Genomic DNA, 21,823 nt, shown 5'->3' with positions numbered 1-21,823 from the left:
CCACCAGGGGAACACCCGGAGATCCGACATGAAGACGACTTTCACCCTCTCCATCGCTCTCGGCGCCCTCCTGGCCGCCGGCGCCGCCTTCGCCGCCGAAAAGGCGGTCGACCAGAAGACCTTCGAGGAGAACAAGTCCAAGAAGGAGTGGATGAGCGAAGGCGGCGAGCGCGACGAGGCGCTGCACCTCACGCCGAATCGCGAGAACGGCAAGGACGTCTACGAGGTCTGCTCGGCCTGCCATCTGCCCGAGGGCTGGGGTCAGACCGACGGCACCTTCCCGCAGCTCGCCGGCCAGCATCGCACCGTCATCATCAAGCAGCTCGCCGACATCCGCGACGGCCACCGCGACAATCCGACGATGTATCCCTTCGCGCTGCCCTCCGAGATCGGTGGCCCGCAGTCGATCGCCGACGTCGCCGACTACATCGCCGGCCTGAAGATGAACCCCGAGAACGGCGTCGGCCCAGGCACCGATCTCGAGCACGGCAAGAAGCTCTATGCCGACAACTGCGTCCGCTGCCACGGCGTCAACGGCGAGGGCGACAACGACAAGTACTTCCCCCGCATCCAGGGGCAGCACTACGAATACCTGATCCGCCAGTACAAGTGGATCAGGGAAGGCAAGCGCCGCAACGCCAACCCGGACATGGTCGAGCAGATCAAGAACTTCACCGACAAGGACACGATCGACGTGCTCGACTACGTGTCGCGGCTGAAGCCGCCGGCGGACATGATCGCGCCGGTCGGTTGGAAGAACCCGGACTTCAAGTGATCCGGCCCGGGGCGCGCCGTCTCGGGCGGCGCCCCCTCCCTCCCGTTCGCTCCGCGACAGCCGCCGGACCACGCGCGTCCCGTGCGGCTCTCGTCGTTTCGCGGGGCTCGATTTCCACAGTCGCATGAGCGGCTTGCCATATCTCAAGGAGCGCGTGCGTCTCGTGTTCCAAGCTCTATTCGAAAGCCAACTTCGCGCCGCCGCCGGCGTGCCCCCGAACGGAGCCGCGTGACGTCCACGCGCATCAGGAGTGTGATCGATGTCGTCCTCCCCCACGGCCGAACGTTCCTCGAGCGGTCGCGCCGCCCTTCTCTTCCGGGTCTTCGCCCTTCTGGCGTTGCTGGCGCTCGGCGCCTCCTATTACGCGCCGGCCTGGTGGGTGTCGCTGAAGGCGCCCAACTATCCGGCCCAGACCTTTCCCGACGGGGTCAAGATCCTGTTCCACGTCGATCGGGTCGGCAACGGCTGCACCATGCGCGACACCAAGGAGGTGATCGAGAAGGAGGCGCTCGACTGCGTGCACGAGATGGACACGATCAACCATTTCGTCGGCATGTATCCGATCGCCTCGGGCGGTCCGGTCGAGAAGCTCCTGTCGCCGTTCCTCTTCACCTTCATCGGCGTGCTGATCGTCGGCTTCGCGGTGCCGGGCGTGAACACGCGCACCGTGGTGATGGGGCTCGGCTTCGCCGCGACGGCGGTGTGGATGACGATGGCGCTCTATTCCTCGAACGGCGTCCAATACATGGGCAAGAGCTGGGTCGCCGGCCTCGTCGACAGTCTCGGACGCTCCGAGGACGAGACCAAGGACGAGAACCTCCATCCGGTGGTTCGCCAGCTCAAGGAATCGCTGGCCAAGAGCGGCATCGGCGTCGACCTCAACGCCCCCAAGGCCGACGCGACCGCCTCCAAGGCGCAGCTCGTCGAGATCCTGAAGGCGCTGCACGACCTCAAGGCCCCGGTCGAACTCGGCGTCGAGCCGCGGCCGTGGTCGAGCCGCGCCATCGACGTGATGGCCTGGCACTACGAGGAGAGCCTCGGGCGCTGGTTCAACGAGCCGGTCAAGAACGGCCGTCTGGTGGCGATCATGAAGACCGCGACCCATGTCGTCTACGGCGCCGTCCTCGTCGCCATGCTCGGCTTTCTGTGGATCGCCCGGCGGCCGCGCTCGCCGCTGTTCCTCGCCATCGCGGCGGTGCCGATGATCCTGCCGATCGGCTTCGTCATCGAATATTCCTCGTGGCTCTGGTGGTACGGCCACTCGCTCAACGCCATGGGCGCCTTCACCTTGAAGCCGTTCATGCCGACCGTGTTCGGCGACGGCAAGGTGGCGCAGTTCTCGACCCACTCCTATCCGGCGATCGGCTTCGCGCTGATGCTCGCGGTGGCGGTGTTCATGGCGCTCGCGGTGCTGACCCGGCGTTCGCTGCCGGCCTCGGCCAAGGATTGAGGTGACGGCGATGGCCCTCCGCTTCTCGCCCCTTCGCACCCTGCGTGGTCTTCTCGGCGCGATCGCCACGCTCGCCGTGGTGGTGGTGATCGGCTTCGGCGCGGTGCGTTGGGCGGAGATGAAGGGGGTCGACGACCTCACCCGCGACGCCGGCTTCGCCGACCATCACCCGCCGGCGCCGGACCCCCGCTCGGAAGACGAGATGGAGGACCTGCGCCGGTTCCCGGCCGGAGCGGTCGCGCTCCAGCCTCTGATCGACGCCACGCCGACCGGCGGCACGCTGACGCTCGAGGCGAAGATCTATTCGGCGCCGGGCAAGATCGATCGGCCGATGCGGATCGACGGCGTGCGCGGCGGCACGATCATCGACGGCGGCGGCATCGGCTCGATCCTCACCGTCACCGCGAACGACGTGATGCTGACGGGATTGACCCTGCGCAATTCCGGCGAGCGCCACGAGACCACCGACAGCGCGGTGCGCCTGCGCGGCCGCAACGGCATCTTCAAGGACAACGTCGTCGACAACTGCCTGTTCGGCTTCGAGCTGAAACAGGCCGACGGCAACATCATCCGTCGCAACGTCATCGGCTCGAAGGATCTGCCGCAGGCGCTGCGCGGCGACAGCATCCGCGTCTGGTATTCCAACGACAACCGCATCGAGGACAACGACATCACCAATGTCCGCGACACGGTGATCTGGTACTCGACCGGCAACATCGTCACGGGAAACCGCATTCTGGACAGCCGCTACGGTATCCACCTGATGTATTCCCACAAGAACAAGCTCGAACGGAACTCCTTCCTGTCCAATACGGTCGGCATCTTCCTGATGTACGCCAACGACAACGACGTGATCGACAACGTCATCCACTACAGTCAGGGACCGTCGGGGATCGGGCTGGGGTTCAAGGAATCCTCCAACACGCGGGTGATCCACAACGACTTCTTCGCCAATGCGCGCGGCATCTTCATGGACGCCTCGCCCTACGACCCGGAAGGGTTCAACCTCTTCCAGAAGAACCGCATCGCCTACAACGGCGTCGCGGTCGCCTTCCATTCCGACTGGGAAGGCAACACGTTCGAGGCCAACGCCTTCCTCGGCAACCACGGCTCGGTGACGGTCTACGGCACCGGCTCGGCCAACCGCAACACCTGGCGCGGCAACTACTGGGACGACTGGGAAGGCTTCGACCGCGATCACGACGGCACCGGCGACACGCCCTACGAGAACTGGAGCTGGGCCGATCGGCTGTGGATGGACGTGCCGGACGCGCAGTTCTTCCGCACCTCGCCGTCGCTCGAACTGGTCGACTTCGTCGAGCGGCTCGGCTCCCTGATCGAACCGCGCCTGATCATCCGCGACCCCGCCCCTCGCCTCGATCTGCCCGAGGGTGTCGGCGCGCGCGGCACGCAGCGTCTGGAGAGACACTCATGACCGACGACAAACCGGCGGCGCCCGAACGGCGCCTCACCAAGGGTGGCGAGGATCGCCGCCGCCTCTTGCGCTCGATCGTGGTCGGCGGCGCCGTGGTCGGCGCCTCGCTGGTCGGCCTCCTCCAGCACAAATTGGCCCATGCCGCGCCGCGTCTGAGGCCCCCCGGGGCGATCGACGAGGAGGCCTTCCTCGCCGCCTGCATCAAATGCGGCCAATGCGTCCAGGTCTGCCCGATCGAGGCGATCGAGTTGGCGGACCTGAACGAGGGCCTCTCCAACGGCACGCCCTACATCGCGCCGCGGGCTCAGGCCTGCGACTTCTCCTGCGACGCCACCCAGTGCATCCTCGCCTGTCCGACCGGGGCGCTCTCCCATCTGATCGACAAGAAGGAACAGGTGCGGATGGGCGTGGCGACGCTGGCGCGGCCCGACGCCTGCCTCGCCCGCCGCGGCGAGGGCTGGAAGGGGCCGGCGCGCGCCGCGCCCTTCGACGGCGTCCTGCGCTGGGCCGAGGTCGATCGCTGGAGGGCGCAGCCGATCGCCGATCACGCCTATGACCTCGGGATCTGCGACCTCTGCGTCCAGACCTGCCCGATCGAGGGGGCGATCGCGCTCGAGCCGCTGACGGCGGATCCGGCCGACAAACGCCGCACGCCGGTGGTGAAGGCGTCCTGCGTCGGATGCGGCGTCTGCGAGATGATGTGTCCGGTCGAGCCGGTCGCGATCCAGGTCACGGTCTCCACGACCGGCCGCGAGGCGGGGAGGACCCAGTCATGAGCCCCGGATTTTTCTCCCGCACGATCGGCGGCGTCGCCCAGATGTTCGGCAAGGCGCCGGTCAAGCCGACGCCGGCCGACATGACGCCGGAGATGGTCGAGCTCCTCGCCTTCAAGAAGTCGCCGGAGGAGCGCAAGCGGCGCAAGGCGGCGATCATGGAGGAGCGTGCCCACGACGCCGTCTCCAACGCCTGGCGCTACCGCCGCTGGATCTCGATCCTCCTGGTCAACGGCCTCTTCGTCGCGTCCTATTGGGCGGATCTGCAGCTGATCGAGGGGGCGCTGACGGCGTCGCGCGTGGTCGGCTTCCACTTCGCCGACCTCAACTCCTCGCTCCAGCTGATGCTCGCCCATGGCCATGTGGTGCTCAATCTGGTGATCGGCGTCTCGACGGTCTTCCTGATCTACGTGATCGTCGGCGGACGCGCCTTCTGCTCGTGGGTATGCCCCTATCACCTCGTCTCGGAGATCGCCGAGAAGCTGCATCTGAAGCTCGCCGAGAAGAAGTTCGTCAAGGATCATCCGCTCGATCGGCGGCTCAGGCCGGTTCTGTTCGTGATCTTCGCGGTGCTCGCCTTCGCTTCCGGCTACACGCTCTTCGAGACGATCTCGCCGGTCGGCATCCTGTCGCGGGCGCTGACCTATGGAACGCTGGTCGGGTTGATCTGGATCGCGTTGCTGCTTCTGGTCGAGATCTTCTGGTCGCGGCGGTTCTGGTGCCGTTACGTCTGTCCGATCGGCTTGACTTATGGCATGGCGGGAACCATCGCTCCGGTCAGAATCCTCCATGTCGCCGAGAACTGCTTCCACGAGGGCAAGTGCCGCGACGTCTGTCTGGTGCCGCACGTGTTGGAGATGACCAAGCTCGGCTACGGTCGCGAGACGGCGACACCGATCGGACCGGACTGCACGCGCTGCGCCATGTGCATCGACGTGTGCCCGACGGGTGCGTTGCGGTTCGACATCAAGGGGCTCTCGCGGGCGCCGGAAGCGGCCGAGTGAGAGCGTGAAGAGACGGGGAGACGACCCGCGCGCGAGGGGCGCGGTCGCCGACCCCCGCGGAGGGACGGCGGAGACGATCCGCGCGCCTCCCCAGACGGGACGGACGAGACATGATTTCCCTGAAGGGTGTCGCCAAGAACTTCGGATCGGCGCGGATTCTCGACGCGATCGATCTCGAGATCCCGGCCGGGCAACGCATCGCCCTGATCGGCTCGAACGGCGCCGGCAAGACCACGCTGTTCCGCTGCCTGCTCGGCGAATACGTCCACGAGGGACGGGTGACGATCGAGGGGCGCGACCCGCGCCGCGACCGCACCGAGGTGCTGCGGCTGGTCGGCTTCGTGCCGCAGATCGCGCCGCGCCTCGAGATGCCGGTCGGCGCGCTGATGCGCTACGTCGCCGACGTGGCGGCGGCGCGGATCGACGACATCGGCGTCCTCGCCGAGCGGATGGGGCTCGACGTCGACGCGATCGCGCGGCGCCCGTTCGTGCGGCTCTCCGGCGGCATGAAGCAGAAGCTCCTGATCGCGCTGGCGCTCGGCCGGCCGACCCGGCTCCTGATCCTCGACGAACCCGCCGCCAATCTCGATCCGGCGGCGCGCGCGAGCCTGTTCGATCTCCTCGCCGAGCGTCCGCAAGCGACCATGATCATCTCCTCGCATCGGATCGACGAGATCGCCGCGCTGGTCAATCGGGTGGTCGAGCTGGAACGCGGCCGCATCGTCCTCGACGACACCGTCGCCGACGCCGGGGCGCTCGGCTCGACCTTCGCCGTCTCGCTCGAGACGTCGCGGGCGGAGCCGAGTTTCGCCCGCGCCGCCGGCGACTGGGGGCTGGTGGCCGAGGGCATGCGCTGGACCGGCACCATCGCCGGTCCCGACCGGCTGCGGTTCCTCGGCTTCGTGGCGCGCCATGCCGGTCTGGTCGGCGCGCTGTCGATGGTGGATCGCGCCCGCGACGGCGACGACGAGCCCGCGGCGACGCGCGGCAGCGAGGGAGCCGACCATGTCCTCCACCCCGCTCCGTGACCTCTTCGCGGCCGCCTCCCGGCGCGACGCGCTGCGTCTCGGTGGCCTCGCCCTGCTCGGCGCCGGCCTTTCCGCCTGTTCGGAGGTGAAGGCGGAGCCGCGCAAGATCAAATGGGGCCGCGACACCTGCGAGTTCTGCCACATGGTCTTCGCCGACCGGCGCTTCGCCGCCGAGGTGTGGGAGCCGGCGAACAACCGGGCACGGATCTACGACGACTTCGGCTGCGCGGTGCTCGCCGCCTCGGAAAACGGCCTCGCCGACCGCGACGAGGTGCCGTTCTGGGTCACCGACGACGCCGATTCCACCCGCTGGCTCGACGCCAGGACCGCTCATTATCGCGACGACGCGACCACGCCGATGGGCTATTCCCATTCCGCCGGGCGCTCGCCCGCCCACCGTCTCGACTTCCACGCCGCGGTGAAGGCGATCCGCGACAAGGCGAACTGCGAGCATCGGACCTGACCGAGGAGAGACCATCTTGCACGCGCCCACCGCTCCCATCGCTCCGGTCCCGTCGGGTTCGTCCTTCCGCCACGGCTTCGCCGCCACGTTCCGCCTGGAGATCGCCGAGGCGTTCCGGGCGCGCTGGTTCGCGATCTATGCGGCCGTGTTCTTCGTGCTGGTCGGGCTCCTCCTGGTGTTCGGTCTGACCGAGAGCCGGGTGCTCGGCTTCACCGGCCTGTCGCGGACGCTCGTCACCTACATCCAGCTCACCATGGCGATCGTGCCGATCTTCATCCTGATCACCACGGTGCGCTCGCTCGCCGGCGACCGCGAGGCCGGCGTGTTCGAATATGTTCTGGGCCTGCCGGTGGGAATCGGCGCCTGGTATTTCGGCCGCTTCTTCGGTCGCTACGTGCTCGCCGCCTCGCCGGTGATCGCGGCGCTGGGGGCGGCCGTGGTCTACGGCGTCGTGCGCGGCGTGTCGGTGCCGTGGGTGGAACTCGGCTTCGACGTCGGCCTGCTGATGGCGATGATCTTCGTCTTCGTCGGGCTCGGCTTTCTCATCTCGGCGCTGACGCGCTCGGTCGACACGGCGCAGACGATCGCCTTCCTGGTGTGGCTGGCGCTGGTGCTGGCGCTGGATCTCGTCCTGCTCGGCGCCCTGATCCGGGGCCGGCTGGCGATCGAGGGCGTGGTGGCGATCGCCATGCTGAACCCCTTGCAGGTGTTCCGCACCGGGTCGATGCTGTTGTTCGATCCGCAGTTGGTGCTGCTGGGGCCGACCGCCTTCACCGTCTTCGACATCTTCGGACGGGTCGGCTTCATGATCTGGGCCTTCGCCTATCCGATCGTGTTGGGGACGGCGTCGGCACTCGGCGGTTGGTTGATCTTCCGCCGAGGCGATCTGCCGTGAAGGAGCCCGCGATGTCCGATCTCTCGCTCGCCTCGCCGTCCCGGCTCGGCCTCTGGATCAAGGCGGCGCGCCCGCGCACGCTGACGATCTCGATCGCGCCGATTCTGGTCGGCGTCGCCCATGCCGCGACCCTCGGGCGGATCGCCTGGGGCCCCGTCGCCGCCGCGACGATCTCGGCGCTCGCCATCCAGATCGCCACCAACCTCGCCAACGACGCCGCCGACGGCGAGCGCGGTCTCGACGGTCCGCGCCGGCTCGGGCCGACCCGGGTCACCGGCGCGCGGCTGATGAGCGCCATGGAGGTCCGGCGCGGCGCGATCGTCGCGACGCTGATCGCGATCGCCGCCGGCCTCGTCGCGGTCGTCCACGGCGGCCTGCCGATCCTGTCGATCGGCGTCGCCTCGGTGATCGCCGCCTGGGCCTATTCGGGCGGACCGCGCCCGATCTCGGGAACCCCGCTCGGCGAGATCTTCGTCGTCGCCTATTTCGGCGTGGCGGCGGTGGTCGGCATCGAGTGGCTCGCGGTGGCGACGGCGTCGCCGGTGACGATCCTGCTCGGCATCGCCATCGGCCTGCCGGCGGCCGGCGTGCTCACCGTCAACAATCATCGCGACCGCGTCGAGGACGCCCGCAACGGACGCCGCACGCTGGCCATTCTGGTCGGCGCGCGCGGCGCGGTCGCGCTCTACGCCGTGGAGATGATCGCCGCCGTCGCCCTCGCGGCGATGGCCACGCCGAGCCTCCTCGGGGCGGCGATCGTCGCGGTCGGAGTGGTGCCGGCGGGCGTGCTCGCGGTCCGACTGGCGCGGATGCCGGTCGGCCGCGAACTCAACTCGCGTCTCGCCGCCACCGCCGGATTCCAACTCGTTCTGGCCGGACTGATCGCCCTGGCCTGGCTCGGAGGTTTCGCATGAAGCTCGCCCTCGCCGCTCTCCTCGCCGTCGGCCTTGCGACGAGCGCGCCGGCGCTCGCCGGCGATCTGGTCGCGGTGACGCCGCATCCGATCACGCTGACGGTGCAGGATCGCGACGGCAACGACCGCGACTTCGCCGCGGTCTCGGGCCGGCTGACGCTGGTGCATTTCTGGGCGAGCTGGTGCGGCTCGTGCCGCACCGAATTCCCGGCGATCGACGCCTTCCAGCGCGAGCTCGCCGACAAGGGCGTGAAGGTGGCGGCGGTGTCGCTCGACCGGATGGGCTGGCCGGTGATCGACCGGACCGTCGAGGCGCTCGGCATCCGCGAGGTGGCGCTGTTCCACGACGCCGACCGTCAGGCGGCGCGCGATCTCGGCGTGGTCGGCCTGCCGACGACGCTGGTGGTCGACGAACAGGGCCGCGAGGTGGCGCGAGTGGTCGGCGCCGGAGCCTGGGACGATCCCGCCTTCCGCGATCGGGTGATGGCGGCGGCGGCCCGCTGAGCCGCGCCCACCCGGGGCGACGATCAGACCCGGACGCCGCGATGGATCGCGGCGATGCCGAAGGAGAGATCCTCGTGCCCCACGCCGCCGAAACCGGCGGCACGAATCATCTCGGCGAATTCGGCCTGATCGGGAAAGCGGGCGATCGATTCGATCAGATAGCGATAGGCCTCGACGCGGCCGGAGACGATCGCCCCGAGGGCGGGGATCGCGGTGCGCGACCACAGTCGATAGGCCGGCGCCAGCCAGGGGCGCGGGGTCGAGAACTCGAGACAGAGAAGGCGCCCGCCGGGCACGAGCACGCGGCGAATCTCCGCCAGCGCCGCATCCATGCGCGTGACGTTGCGGATGCCGAAGGCGATGGTGACGACGTCGAAGGCGGCATCCGCGAAGGGAAGCGCCTCGGCCTCGGCCTCGACCCAGGCGACGGTGTCGCCGCCGCGCCGGACCCGGCCGGCGGTCATCATCTCCACGCTCGGATCGGCCACCGTGACGCGGGCGCCGAGCGCCGCCAGCCGAAAGGCGACGTCGCCGGTGCCACCGGCGAGATCGAGCACGCGCTCGCCGGGCCGCACGGCGGCGCGGGCGACGAAGCGCGCCTTCCAGGCCCGGTGGATGCCGAGGCTCATCAGGTCGTTCATCAGATCGTAGCGCGGCGCGACGACGGAGAAGGTGCGGCGCACCAGTTCGCGGCGCCGGTCGGGCGCGACGGCATGGCGGCCGAAGGTACCGGCGAGCGGATCTCTCGGCGCGCCGGTCGAGGCCGCTTCGGTGATGGGGGCCTCGTTCATGCGCGCGCCATCAGCACGCCGCGAATCCGGTCGGCGAGGTGCGCGCCGCCGATGTCGTGCGGAAAGCGTCCGGCGGCCCGGTTCTGCGGGTCGACGAGGATGACGGCGGCGGTGTGGTCCATCAGATAGGGCCGGCCCGCGCCGACGTCGACCTTGGCGAATTTGACGCGCCAGGCCTTGGCCATGATCGCCAGTTGCTCGGGCGACGGCGTGACGCCGATGAGACGCGGATGGAAGAAGGCGACGTAGTCCTTCATCACCGCCGGGGTGTCGCGATCGGGATCGACGGTGACGAAGACCGGCGTGATCGCGGCGGAGAAGGGGCCGAGGGCCTCGAGCGCCTCGGCCATGGTCTGGAGGCCGAGCGGGCAGACGTCCGGGCAATGGGTGTAGCCGAAATAGACGAGGCGCCAGCCGCCGAGATCGCCGGCGGCGAGGTCGCGGCCGTCGGTCGCGGCCCCGAGGATCGGCAGTTCGGCGGCGAAGGCCGGCGCGGGCACGGCGACGAGGGGCAGGCTCGAGAGGGCCAGAAGCAGGCCACGGCGGGACAACATCGGTGGTGTCTCCCTTGTGAGAACGGTTCGAAGAGGGCGATCCGCGCGCTCGACGTTGCGGCGCGCCGTTTCGGGCACTATGACGGATCGACGGGGTGCATTCCTTGACGAATGTCGTCGAACGGCCCCGAAGCGAGCGCACGACCCTCGCCCGCGCCGTCCCGACGACCGAGCCCGAGGAGATCCCGGTGCCCCCTTCGCCGCGCCCCATCGCCGCCCTCGACACGGCCGACCTCGAACGCCTGCACGAAGTGCCGATGTTCCGGCAGATGGACGCCGAGGTGACGGCCGTGGTGCTGGCCGGCGCCGTGCCGAAGCGCTGGGACCGCAACTGCAACGTCATGCTCCAGGGCGCGACCGCCGACGCCTTCTACGTGGTGCTCGACGGCTGGGTGAAGCTCTATCGTCTGCTGCCCGACGGCAGCGAGGCGGTGGTGTCGGTGATGACGGCGGGCGAGAGTTTCGCCGAGGCGGTGATGTTCATCGGCGGGCGCTATCCGGTCTCCGCCGACACGGTCACCGAGGCGCGGCTGTTGCGGATCGAGGCGTCGGCGCTCCGGTCGGCGATGCGCGCCGACGGGCGCGTCACCATCGCGCTGCTCGCCTCGATCGCCCATCACACCGCGACCCTCAGCGAACAGGTCCGCCTGATCAAGGCTCTGGCGGCGCCGCAGCGGGTCGCCGACTTCCTGGTCGCGACCGCCCGGCGCACCCCACCGGCACCGGAGAAGGGGCGGCTCACGCTCAAGCTTCCCTACGACAAGGCGTTGATCGCGCGGCGTCTCGGCATGACGCCGGAGAGTTTCTCGCGGGCGTTGGCGACGCTGCGCGACCACGGCGTCGTGGTCAGCCGCGATTCGGTCGCCATCGCCTCGCTGTCGCGGCTCGAGAGTTTCGCCCGCGAGCGCGGCACCGTCTGAAGGAGACCATCATGGACGAGGCCGACTTCGCGATCGTGCGGCGGAACATGCTGTTTCGGAACATCGACGAGGCGCTGGCGCGCGAGATGGTCGGCGACCGCACGCCGCGCCCGCTGCGCAAGGGACAGGTCCTGTTCCTGCAGGGCGATCTCATCGACAGCCTGCACATCGTCGTCGCCGGCTGGATCAAACTCTACCGGGCGACCGAGGACGGCACCGACACGGTGGTGGCGGTGAACGGCCCCGGCCAGAGTTTCGGCGAGGCGGCGGCGCTCCTCGGCATTCCCGCCCATGCCGGCGCCGAGGCGGCGGCGGATTCGCGCATTCTCACCCTCGACGCGGAACGGCTGCGCTCGCGCCTCACGGCCGACCCCGACCTCGCCTTCCCGATCCTCGCCTCGGCCTCGATGCATCTCCGGGTCATGGTCGAGGAACTGGAGCAGTTGAAGAGCCTGCCGGCGACGCGGCGGATCGCCGGCTTCCTCGCCGATCTCGCCGGGCCGGTGAAAGGGGCGATCGAGGTGGTGTTCCCCTATGAGAAGACGCTGATCGCCGGCCGTCTCGGCATGACCCCGGAAAGCTTCTCGCGAGGCCTCGCCAAGCTGCGCGACCTCGGCGTCGGCGTCGATCGCGAGCGGGTGTCGATCTCCCGCGTCGAGACGCTCAGGCGGATGGCGCGCGGCGAGGAATGAACTCACCAGGGGGGCGAGAGCCGCCCGCCCGCCGACCTCGCCTCTCAATCGAGATAGGCGTCCATGGTCAGTTCGAGCATGCGCTCGATGGAAAAGCGCTCGAGCGCCCGCTCGCGGATGCGCTCCGCCAGCGCCGTCCGCTCGGCGCCGCGCCGCTCCCAGGTGAGGAGTGCATCGGCGACCACTTCCGGATCGACGTCGTCGACGCTCTTCAGGAGCGTGCCGGAGACACCGATCTCCAAGGTCTCGGCGGCGCCGCCGGCCGGCGTCGTCACCACGGGAATGCCGGCGAACTGCGCCTCGATGAGCACGTTCGGCAGGCCTTCGTGGCGCGACAAGAGCAGGAACGCGTCCATCCGCGTGAGCCAATGGCCGACGTGGGAGGAGCGTCCGGTGAAGAGCACGCGGTCGGCGATGCCGAGATCCTCGGCGTGTCGGATCGCCTTCTGCCGCAGCGGCCCGTCGCCGACCACGACGAAGCGCACGTCCGGGCGCCGCGCCACCAGCGCGGCGGCGGCGTCGAGCCAGAGAAGCGGGCGCTTGTTGTCGTCGAGGCGCATCACCGAGCCGATGGTGAACCAGTCCGGCGAGGTGCGCGCATCGAAGGCGCGGGCCATCTCGAGCGTCGCCTCGTCGCCCTCGGTCGGCAGGGCGGCCAGCCCGTTGGGGATCACCCGCACGGTGCCGGTCGGGAGCGACAGCCACGATTCGTAACGCCGGGCGGCGGCGTGGGAATTGGCGACCATGACGACGCCCGGCGCCGCCAGGAGCGAGCGATAGACCGCCTCGTATTCCGGCTTGTTGCGCTCGGCGCGATCGGTCGGCGGCAAGGTGCGCACCCCGAGCACGATGCGAGGGACGCCGGCGAAGAGTGCCGCCAGTCCGGTCGCCAGCACCGAGCCGTCCTGCCAGATGTGGACGACGTCGGGCGCCGCGTGGCGCAGGATGTCGGCGGTGCAGACGAGGCCCTCGCGCATCTGCGGCGGAATGTGATCGAAGAACTCGACGACCTCGCGGACGCAGGAGTGACGCGGGCGACCGACGAACTCGGGCATCTCCGCATATTCGTGGACGATCAGCCCGGCCTCTTCGAACTGCGGGGCGAAGAAGTCGGCCCCGGCGCGCGAATGCAGCGAGCGGCAGAGGACATGGACCGGACCGATCACGTCGCGGCCGCCGATCCGGCGACCGGCGTCGATCGCCTCCTGCAGGCGCACCGCCGTGTTGGTGAGCTGGCGCTCGGCGCCACCGGACCCGAGGGAGCCGTTGATCAGCACCACCGGGCCGAGGAAGTCGCGGTGCTCGCGCGCGCCGACGTCGCCCCGCTGCTCGCGGGCGATCTCGAAGACCCGCTCGATCACCCGGTTCGGCAGATGGCTCGCGCCACCGTCTCCGACCGAGGCGAGGTTCTGCAGCGCGGCGATGTCGCGCTCGACGCGCTCGGTCACCTCGGCGATGCGCCGGGTGGCTCCGTAACGTTCCTGTCCGAGCGTGGCGATTTCTCGCGCCCGCATCGGCTGGCCGAGGGTCAGATAGATCCGCGCCAGTTCGGCCAGCACCGTGTCCGACGTCTCCTTCATCTCGACGAGTTCGGAGAAGACGCGTTCGGCCTCTTCGAAGTCCTTCAGTTCGAGCAGGGACCGCGCGAAGACCAGGAGCCGCACCGGATCGGTCGGCTCCTGCTCGAAGCGACGGTCGTTCAATTCGCGGCCGGCGTCGAACCCGTCGATGCGGATCGTCCAGCGCAGAACCCGCAGATAGGCCTCACGCGACGCGGGGAAACGTTCGTCGATGCCGCGCCAGACGGCGAGCGCCCGTGGATCCTGGAACCGCTCGAGGACGCGGGCCGCCAATTGCTGGAAGCGCTCCTCGCGCGGATGCCGGCCGACGTCCTCCAGCACCTTCGCCAAGGCCTCGGGCATGTCGGTGACGCGCCGGACCGCGGCGACCCGGTCGCGCGCCCGGTTGATCTCCGCCGTGGTCGCCCGGGTCTCGGCACGGCCCTCGCGCAAGCCCTTGCGCACCGCGTTCGTGACGAGATCGGCGCCGGTATCGGCGAGGATCTGCGGCTCCGCCTCGACTTCGGCGCGACGAAACAATCCGAACAGCGCCATGGCGATCACCTCGCCCGCTCGAGCCGCGAGGCGAGGGCCTCGAGCCCCTGAGCGGAGGTGTCCGCGCCCGGCGCGGCCGCGAGCGCCGCCCGGCGCTCCGGATCGGCGACGACCTCGGCGGCCGCTCGCGCGATCGCCGCGACCGAGGTCGCGCCGCCGTCGCCCACGAGTACGACGCGGTCGCGCAGCTCGGCGGCGACCGGCCCGGAGGCGATCACCACGCGGCGATGGGCGAGAGCCTCGGCGATCTCGAAACGCGAGCGGGCACGGCGATCACAGCTCGGCGACGCCGGCGCCAGGATCACGTCGATGGTCTCGAAGGCCTCGTCGATCTGGCCGAGTCGAGGACGGCCGGCCAACAGAACCCGACCGCCGAGACCCGCCTGCTCGGCACGGTCGCGCAGCTTCTGGAACCGCGTCCCGACGCCGAACAGCGCCAGACCGACGTCGAGCCCGTCGGCGACCAGCGCCGCGACGACGTCGGGCAGGCTCTCGAGATCGAGATCCTCGTGCGGATCGCCGATGTAGCCGAGCACCGTGCGCCCGGCGAGGGCGGGATCGGCCCGCCAGTTCGGCGCGTCGCCTTCGTGGGGGAGGGTCGGCGCGGCATCGCCGATCGCGACGATCCGGTCCTCCGGAACGCCCGCGTCGGAAAGGCGATCGTCGAAGAAGTCGTCACGCACGAGCACCGCGTCGGCGGCCCTCAGAAGCTCGTCCTCGAGCCCGATCAGGATCGTGTCCCGCTCGGTCGGACGCTCCTGATGGGCGCGGGTGAGCGTGATGCAGTCGAGCACGAGCTCGAGACCGGCGAGGCGCGCGGCGATCGCGGCGGCATGCGCCGAGGGCGCGGCGGTCGAGGCGACCAGGATCGATGCGTCCCGGCTCGAGGCGAATTCCGCCAGAGCGCGACCGGCCGCGCGCGCGTGTTCGTCGAAGAGATGGGCGGCGACGTCGATCGCCGGCAGCCGATTGTAGACGATGCCGTCGATCCGATCCGGGACCATCGTCTTGGCGTTGGCGGGGTAGCCCGGCGCCGTCACCACTTCGGCCGCCCAGCCGGCGGCCCGGAAGGCGAGCGCCAGCGCATGGGTCCGCAGGCTCGTCGCCGACCAGTGGCTGGGGAGGGATTGCGGCGCATAGAGGAGCACGCTCTTCGCCGCGCCGCGCCGCGCCGCCGCGTCCGGCAGCCCCGCCCCGGCGATCTTCAGCCGCTCGAGCGCCGACAGTTCCTCGTGGCGCCGCATCTCCGTGGCGTTGAACGGAACGCCGCCGGCGAGGGCCGCGCGCGTCACCTCGATCGCCTTGGAGACCTCACCGACGTCCATGAGAACGAAGGCGAGGTGTTTCACCCGCCCCTCGTTCGGATCGGCCTCGACGGCGGCGCGGGCGAGCGAGACCGCAGCGCCGGGATCGCTCGGGCGAATATGGCGGGCGAGATCGAGCAGCGCGCGCGAGAGGACGCTCGCGCGCGGACGTTGATCGCGGACCCAGGCGGCGGCGGCCTCGACGCCGTCCTTGTCGGCCCGCGCGATCGCGGCCTCGGAGAGCGCGAGCGATTCGGAGGTCGCCGCCGTCGGCGTGAGCGCGTCGGTCTTGCGCAGGGCGAGCTTGCGCATCTCGGCGCGCAGCGTGCCGATCTTGGCCGGAAGCGCGAAGAGCCGGCGCCAATCGAGCGCCACCGCCATCACCGCCTCGCCCACTCGATGAGTCGGGCTGCGCCGCACGCGGGCGAGCTCTTCCTTCGCCGACTTCAACTGCGTCTTCAGATCGAGAACACCGAGATCGGCGTTGCGCTTGGCGGCGCGGAAGGTTTCGAGATCCTGCTCGACCTGGCTCAGGCGCGCACGCAGAACCGCGGTGTCCTCGAGGTTGAGGGCCTGAAGCTCGGCCTCGAGGTCCCACACGCGCTCCAGCGCGGCGACCTCGCGACGGCGCGCCGAGACCAACTCCGCCTCGGCGGCCTCGACCCGTGCCGTCAGAAGGTCGAATTTCGAATCGGGAGTGGTCCCGACCGACACTTCCGTCGGCTTCAGGGACATTTCCGCCAGTTTGGACATCGTCGGGGACGACACCGGCCGGATCCCCAGATCGCTGGCGATCCGAGGATTGAAAGAGAACGTCCCCATGCCGAGACGACGCTCTCCGTCCTTCGATCCGGTCATGTCGCACCTACTCCGATTTCCACACCGTGAGCCTAGATCGCAGAGACGCTCACGGTCTGCCGCGCCGGGAACCGGCGCGCGTCATTCCACCGCGACGATCTCGCGCGCCGCATCCCGCTCGGGATCGAGCTCGAGGCAGCGGCGCGCCGCCGCCTTCGCGCCGTCCACGTCGCCGACCTTCATCAGGCTCCGCGCCAGCCCCAACCAGGGGGGCGCGCTCGAGGGATCGGCGTCGATCATCCGGCGATAGAAGGCGCCGGCCTCCGAGAAATAACGGAGCATATAGGCATATCGGGCGAGGTTGCCGAGCGCGATCGGGTTCCGCGGATCGAGTTCGAGCAGGAGATGGGACAGGCTCATCGCCTCCGAAGGCTCGCCACCGGCCGTCAGGCGTTTGATCTGCGCCGCCAGCCGCGGCACGACGCGCTCGACGAGATCGCCGTAGGCCTCGGGCTCACGGGCGCATTTCCGCAGGAGCACGAGATGGCGTGCCGCCGTGGGAATGTCGCGCTCGCGCACGGCACTCCGGCATTTCACCAGAACCTTGCGCAGAATGCGCTCGCCGGTCGCATCCTCCGGCACCGTGCCACCGAGTTCCAGCACGAGGGCGAGCGCCTCGGGTTCCTTCTGAGCGGAGAGAGCGATGCGCAACATGCGCTGCACGATCGTCGTCTGGGTCGGATCGAGGCGGAGCAGACGCGCCCAGCATTCGAGCGCGGCGTCGTAGTCCTCGACCTTCTCGCAGGCGGTCGCGACCCGCTTCAGCGCGTTCCCGTGGTCGGGATCGATCTCGAGGACCCTCTGCCAAGTGATCACGTAGCCTCGGGGATCCGTCGCGAATTCGTGCGCCCTGGCATTTCCGACCGCCGAAGACACCGCGCGGCCGACGCGGCGCGCCAATTCGGCGTGGTCGGGAACCACGGCGAGACCGAGGCGCCACAGGCGACAGGCCGTGACCTCGTCCCCGGCCTTCTCCGCGTGAGTGCCCGAAGACAGGAGCCACGACGCGACGCGTTGGCGCAGATCGTTCGTCGCGGCCATCGCGGCCTCTGACGATGCCGCCAGCGGCGCCAACACGGTCGCGGCCCCCTCCCAATCGTGAGCGGCCGCGAGTTTGCGGGCGCCGGTGTGGGCGGACTCCGGATCGAAGGGCACGGCCGAGCGCGCGGCCTCGGCCAGACCGGCGGTCTCGCCGAGCTTCAGAAGCGCCTTCAGGCGAAGCCGATGCGCGGCCCCGTTGGCGGGCGAGAACGACAGGACGTCCTCCGCCGCCGCGACGGCGCCGGCCATGTCGCGAACCTTCCAGGCTTCCTTCAGGCGCAACTCCGCGGCATGCGCCGACTGGAAGAAGTCAGCCGTCTCGGCCGCCGCCGTCCCCACGACCCCATCGTTCATTTCCCACCTCGCACGCGAAGCTCACACACCCTGTCGAAACGCATCGTTTCGCCGGTGTATCCGACACGAAATCGCCGGGGGCGCAGATTGCCCCACAGGCAATTCCAGCGAACGCTCGATTGAATTCTCGTACCGAAGGTCCGTTCGGGCGTCGGGAGATAGGGCCGATTCCGAACTCGCACCGTGTGTGCCCCATGCCAATGTAAATTGCAATACTATACAATCGACGACCGCAACCCGAATGGACCGAACAGTTGCCTCGCAACAAATATCTTGCGCAAGAGAAGAAAGATCACCCGGCATTCGAAGATGCGCATATGGCAGAAAAGAGCCGTCATCGTGCGAAAGCGCAACGGCACGGGTGACGCTCCCCGCCTCACGGGTCGCTCCCGCCCCTCCCACGGCCGCGACCGTTCATCGAGGCGCGAAGACCTCGCGGATCGGGGTGAGAGCCGCGTGCCGGCGCATCCAGTCCTCGCGGTAGGCGATGCGGCGGCGCGCGCCCTCGCGATGTTCGATCGCCGTTTCCGATCCGTGACTGAGCGAGCCCCGGCGCAGCGCCGTGATCGCCAGGAGGCGGCGGTCGCGGACCACCGCCCCGGGTCCATGGAGCGTGATCAGGCGGGCGATGTATTCGCTGTCGGCGCCCGTCGGAACCTCGTCGAATCCGCCCGCCCGGTCGACCGCCTCGCGCCGCACGACCAGGGACGACGGATTCATCCGCACGAGCGGGAAGCGGCGCTGGGCGGCGGGGCGGCCCTCGTCGTCCATCCGCATCATGTCCGACAGGACCGCCACCACCGCGTCGTCGCGGAGACGTTCGACGGCGACGGCGATGCGGTCGGGATGCGACCAGTCGTCGGCGTCGTTGAAGGCCACCAGCCGCCCCCGCGCCGACCGAAGCGCCGCGTTGCGGGCGACATAGGGACCGCCCGGTTCGTCGCGCCGGATCACCCGCAGACGCGCGTCGCCCGCCGCCGCCTCCATCGCCACGGTCGCGGTGCCGTCGCGGCTGCCGTCGTCGACGAGGAGGAGTTCGAGATCGCGATGGCTCTGATCGAGGATCGCGCGAACGGCCCCGGCCACCGTCGCGGCGGCGTCGCGCGCCGGCATCACGACGCTCACCAGCGGCCCCGATCGCGCCGGAGCGGTGCCGCGCAGCGTCGCCACGCGGATGGGGCCGTCGACCTCCGGCGGCCGCAGCCCGTCGCCTTCGAAGAGAGCGGCGAAGGCGGCGCCACGCGCGGCCGCGTCGGCGCCGCCGCAGGCCGCCATGTAGGCGAGCGCGCGGGTCTCGAGGCGATCCGGCGTCAGTCTCGCCAACAGGGGCACGGCGGCCTCGCGCTCGCCGAGCGCCATGAGACCAGCGGCGCGCGCGGCGACCTCGCGCGCCGGTAGAAGCCGGACGGCGACCTCGCAGGACCAGGGCGCGGCGAGACGCGCCAGACGCGAGCGCCATGCGTTCGACAACGCCTCGACCGGCGGCAGCGCCTCGAGATCCCCGAGCGCCACCCGGGCGGCGATCCGCTCCGGCGCGCGGCGCTTCTCGTCGGCGGTCGTCCGCGCGAGGACCGACAGGTGAAGATCGAGCCGCGACAGAAGCGCGACGTCGTCCTCGCCGCCGATCCGCAGCGCGTCGGCGGTCCGCCCCGCCGCCAGGGCCCTTCGCGCGACGAAGGATCGCAGAGAGCTTCTCGGGTGGAAGAGCGACATCGCGGGCCTGGTTCCGCTCCGCCGGGACGGCGGAAACCTCGATGCCTTCTAACGCCGTCGACCCCGCCGTGACAACGTTTCGGGCGGCCGCGACCGAGCCGATCGCCTCTCCTCCGGGGCCCGAGGGCGCCGCAGGGAGCGCACACACTTGCGTGATGACACGAAACTTGTCATGTCCTCGTGATCGGCTCCGCCGGCGAACGCGTCGGCGCGACGGTCGGAAACGAACATGGAGCGACGATCCGTGAGAGGGGAACTCTTGGCGCGCCTGCGTCGATCGTCGAGCCGGCCCGACGACGGAGCGCATCCTCTCGCCTCCCGTCTCCGTGACGAAAGCGGCGGTTCCGCCACGCCCTCGGCGAGCGGCGACGAGGGAGACCTCACGAGTGTCGGCGGCGAACTCGCCGCCTTCGGCCGCCATGTGATCGACGGGCGCACCGACGACGGCTGGACCGCCTTCGCCGAGACGCTGCGCCGGATCGAGAACCGGCAGGGCGGAGAGGTCGCGGCGACCTTCCTCGAGGCCTGCGCCGCGCGCCTGCCGGACGACGCCCGCCGACCGGCGCTGCTCGTGCGCGGACTGGTCGACATCGGCCACACCGACGCCGCCCGGCGGATCGCGACCCAGGCCCTCGTCCGCTTCCCGACGGCGCGCTGGCTGCGCATCGTCGCGATCCGCCTGCTGACGCAGGCGGGTCAGATCAACACCGCCCAGGCGCTCCTCGACGGTCGGCGCGCCTATGACGACGAGGAGGAGACCCCGGCCGACGAATCGGCGCGTCTCGACGCCTGGATCTCCGGCGCCATTCTCGAGGCCCCGCCGGCCCCCGAGGCGCCCGACGTCTCCGCCGCCATGGTCCTCGTCGCGCTCGCGGCGACGCGCCGCCCCGGCCGCATGCCGCTGGCGCCGGCCCGCCACGCGCTCGGCCCCGTGACGCTGGTGACCGGAACGCTGGGGGCGGGCGGCGCCGAGCGCCAGTTCGTCAACACCGCCGTCGGCCTGCACACCGCCGCCGAGGAGGGCCGATCGATCGCCGGTCATCCGATCCTCGGCCCGATCCGCCCCTTCGTCCGCACGCTCGACGCCGACCGGCGCTACGACTTCTTCCTGCCGGCGCTGACGAGTGTCGGGCTCGAGGTCGCCTCGATGCGCGACCTGCGCGACTGGAGCGGCGCCCCCCATCACACCACCGCCGCCGATCTCGTCGAACTCGTCGAACGTCTGCCCAAACGGATGCGCGAGGGCGTCGCGCGCCTGACCGACCAGTTCCGCGTCACCATGCCCGACGTGGTCCATCTCTGGCAGGACGGCATGATCCTGATGGGGGCACTGCCGGCGCTTCTCGCCGGGGTGCCGCGAATCGTGCTCGGCCTGCGCACGGTCCCGCCGATCGATCGGCCGGAGCGTCATTCCGACGCCTACGAGCTGCTCTGCCGGAACCTGCTCGCGATGCCGCACGTCTCGGCCGTCACCAACGCGCGCTACGTCGCCGAGCGCTATGCCTCCTGGCTCGATCTCGATCCCGGCATCTTCACGGTGGTGGCCAACGGCGTCCAGCCCTCGACGCCGCATCCGACCACCGAGTCGGAGCTGATGTGGGCGCGTTTCGACGCGCGCTGTCCGGCACGCTTCACGCTCGGCTGCGTGATGCGGCTCGACGCCAACAAGCGCCCGCTCCTGTGGCTCGACATCGCCGCCTCGCTTCTCGCGCGCGAGCCCGACGTGCGCTTCGTGATCGTCGGCGAGGGTGCGTTGGCGGAGGCCGCCGCCGAATATGCCCGCGATCTCGGCATCGCCGATCGCGTCCTCTTCGTCGGGCGTTCGGAAAACGTCGGCTATTGGCTCTCTCGGATGGACACGCTCCTCCTCGTGTCCCGCCACGAGGGCGTTCCCAACGCGTTGATCGAGGCTCAATTGGCCGGCGTGCCGGTCGTCACGACTCCGGCCGGCGGCGCCGCGGAGGCCGTCGACGCGGATCGGACCGGCCTCGTCCTGGCGAGCGCGAGCACGGTGGATCCGCGCGACGTCGCGGATCGGATGTTCGCGCAGCTGCTCGACCCCGATCGGCGGAGGGAGTTCTCGACTCGCGCCGCAGTTTGGGCGCAAAATCGGTTTTCCGTGGCGTCCATGTTGGATGCCACGGTCGAGGCCTACATGGCGCGCGCTCCCATTCCGAGGTATCGGCGATGACGGGCGCCGCGATGGTTCGCTTGCTTCGGGACGTTTCGTTCCCCGAGCCGG

Annotated in this window: 19 protein-coding genes; 13 read left to right on the top strand and 6 right to left on the bottom strand. The window is 70.0% G+C overall.

Annotation, left to right across the window (positions count from 1 at the left end):
• Nucleotides 1-28: 28 nt before the first annotated feature.
• The 10 genes from J3S89_RS16960 to J3S89_RS16915 all read left to right on the top strand — a co-directional run bounded on the left by J3S89_RS16960 (nt 29) and on the right by J3S89_RS16915 (nt 9,240).
• Nucleotides 29-775: a c-type cytochrome gene (locus J3S89_RS16960; protein WP_217928980.1), complete on the top strand. Its 747-nt coding sequence runs from the start codon at nt 29-31 to the stop codon at nt 773-775.
• 259 nt (nt 776-1,034) lie between these two features.
• On the top strand, nt 1,035-2,225 hold the full coding sequence (locus J3S89_RS16955) for a hypothetical protein (RefSeq protein ID WP_217928979.1): 1,191 nt from the start codon (nt 1,035-1,037) through the stop codon (nt 2,223-2,225).
• A gap of 10 nt (nt 2,226-2,235) precedes the next feature.
• Entirely contained in the window at nt 2,236-3,660 is a 1,425-nt protein-coding gene (gene nosD, locus J3S89_RS16950) for a nitrous oxide reductase family maturation protein NosD (RefSeq protein WP_217928978.1), read from the top strand.
• Complete coding sequence (locus J3S89_RS16945; protein WP_217928976.1) at nt 3,657-4,436, top strand: 4Fe-4S dicluster domain-containing protein; 780 nt, start codon at nt 3,657-3,659, stop codon at nt 4,434-4,436. Before nosD ends, J3S89_RS16945 begins: the two co-directional genes overlap by 4 nt.
• On the top strand, nt 4,433-5,437 hold the full coding sequence (locus tag J3S89_RS16940; RefSeq protein ID WP_217928974.1) for a NapH/MauN family ferredoxin-type protein: 1,005 nt from the start codon (nt 4,433-4,435) through the stop codon (nt 5,435-5,437). The genes J3S89_RS16945 and J3S89_RS16940 overlap by 4 nt, the downstream gene beginning before the upstream one ends.
• Nucleotides 5,438-5,547: 110 nt before the next feature.
• Complete coding sequence (locus J3S89_RS16935; RefSeq protein WP_217928972.1) at nt 5,548-6,465, top strand: ABC transporter ATP-binding protein; 918 nt, start codon at nt 5,548-5,550, stop codon at nt 6,463-6,465.
• The gene (locus J3S89_RS16930; RefSeq protein WP_217928970.1) at nt 6,443-6,928 is read left to right on the top strand and encodes a hypothetical protein; all 486 of its coding nucleotides are present in this window, start codon (nt 6,443-6,445) and stop codon (nt 6,926-6,928) included. Before J3S89_RS16935 ends, J3S89_RS16930 begins: the two co-directional genes overlap by 23 nt.
• Before the next feature lie 16 nt (nt 6,929-6,944).
• Nucleotides 6,945-7,823 carry an ABC transporter permease gene (locus J3S89_RS16925; protein WP_217928968.1) on the top strand — a complete coding sequence of 293 codons (879 nt, stop codon included), beginning with the start codon at nt 6,945-6,947 and terminating at the stop codon, nt 7,821-7,823.
• Between the two features lie 11 nt (nt 7,824-7,834).
• The gene (gene menA, locus J3S89_RS16920; RefSeq protein WP_217928967.1) at nt 7,835-8,737 is read left to right on the top strand and encodes a 1,4-dihydroxy-2-naphthoate octaprenyltransferase; all 903 of its coding nucleotides are present in this window, start codon (nt 7,835-7,837) and stop codon (nt 8,735-8,737) included.
• On the top strand, nt 8,734-9,240 hold the full coding sequence (locus J3S89_RS16915; protein WP_217928966.1) for a TlpA disulfide reductase family protein: 507 nt from the start codon (nt 8,734-8,736) through the stop codon (nt 9,238-9,240). The genes menA and J3S89_RS16915 overlap by 4 nt, the downstream gene beginning before the upstream one ends.
• 23 nt (nt 9,241-9,263) lie before the next feature.
• On the opposite strand, the gene J3S89_RS16910 is transcribed toward J3S89_RS16915, so the two are convergent.
• The gene (locus J3S89_RS16910) at nt 9,264-10,031 is read right to left on the bottom strand and encodes a class I SAM-dependent methyltransferase (RefSeq protein ID WP_217928965.1); all 768 of its coding nucleotides are present in this window, start codon (nt 10,029-10,031) and stop codon (nt 9,264-9,266) included.
• Entirely contained in the window at nt 10,028-10,585 is a 558-nt protein-coding gene (locus J3S89_RS16905; protein WP_217928964.1) for an SCO family protein, read from the bottom strand. The genes J3S89_RS16910 and J3S89_RS16905 overlap by 4 nt, the downstream gene beginning before the upstream one ends.
• Before the next feature lie 188 nt (nt 10,586-10,773).
• Here J3S89_RS16905 and J3S89_RS16900 point away from each other — a divergent pair, with 188 nt between their 5' ends.
• Nucleotides 10,774-11,505: a Crp/Fnr family transcriptional regulator gene (locus tag J3S89_RS16900; protein ID WP_217928963.1), complete on the top strand. Its 732-nt coding sequence runs from the start codon at nt 10,774-10,776 to the stop codon at nt 11,503-11,505.
• 11 nt (nt 11,506-11,516) lie between these two features.
• Nucleotides 11,517-12,197, top strand: a complete 681-nt coding sequence (locus tag J3S89_RS16895; protein ID WP_217928962.1) for a Crp/Fnr family transcriptional regulator — start codon at nt 11,517-11,519, stop codon at nt 12,195-12,197.
• A 44-nt stretch (nt 12,198-12,241) separates the two neighbouring features.
• Here the strand turns inward: J3S89_RS16895 and J3S89_RS16890 are convergent, their stop codons facing one another.
• From J3S89_RS16890 to J3S89_RS16875, 4 genes are all read right to left on the bottom strand, one after another.
• Nucleotides 12,242-14,311 (bottom strand): glycosyltransferase, encoded by a 2,070-nt coding sequence (locus J3S89_RS16890; RefSeq protein WP_217928961.1) that lies wholly within the window; start codon nt 14,309-14,311, stop codon nt 12,242-12,244.
• 5 nt (nt 14,312-14,316) lie between these two features.
• On the bottom strand, nt 14,317-16,473 hold the full coding sequence (locus tag J3S89_RS16885; RefSeq protein WP_217928960.1) for a glycosyltransferase: 2,157 nt from the start codon (nt 16,471-16,473) through the stop codon (nt 14,317-14,319).
• An 81-nt stretch (nt 16,474-16,554) separates the two neighbouring features.
• Nucleotides 16,555-17,868, bottom strand: a complete 1,314-nt coding sequence (locus tag J3S89_RS16880) for a tetratricopeptide repeat protein (RefSeq protein WP_217928958.1) — start codon at nt 17,866-17,868, stop codon at nt 16,555-16,557.
• Between the two features lie 414 nt (nt 17,869-18,282).
• The gene (locus J3S89_RS16875; protein WP_217928956.1) at nt 18,283-19,581 is read right to left on the bottom strand and encodes a glycosyltransferase family 2 protein; all 1,299 of its coding nucleotides are present in this window, start codon (nt 19,579-19,581) and stop codon (nt 18,283-18,285) included.
• A 244-nt stretch (nt 19,582-19,825) separates the two neighbouring features.
• On the opposite strand from J3S89_RS16875, the gene J3S89_RS23535 reads away from it, so the two are divergent.
• A complete protein-coding gene (locus J3S89_RS23535) occupies nt 19,826-21,772 on the top strand; it encodes a glycosyltransferase (protein ID WP_217928954.1) in 1,947 nt (648 codons plus the stop codon).
• The last annotated feature ends 51 nt before the right edge of the window (nt 21,773-21,823 follow it).

The sequence above is a fragment of the Pinisolibacter aquiterrae genome, from assembly GCF_019160155.1.
In the GTDB taxonomy this organism is placed as follows: Bacteria; Pseudomonadota; Alphaproteobacteria; order Rhizobiales; family Ancalomicrobiaceae; genus Pinisolibacter; species Pinisolibacter aquiterrae.
This window is presented reverse-complemented; position numbering and strand designations above follow the sequence as displayed.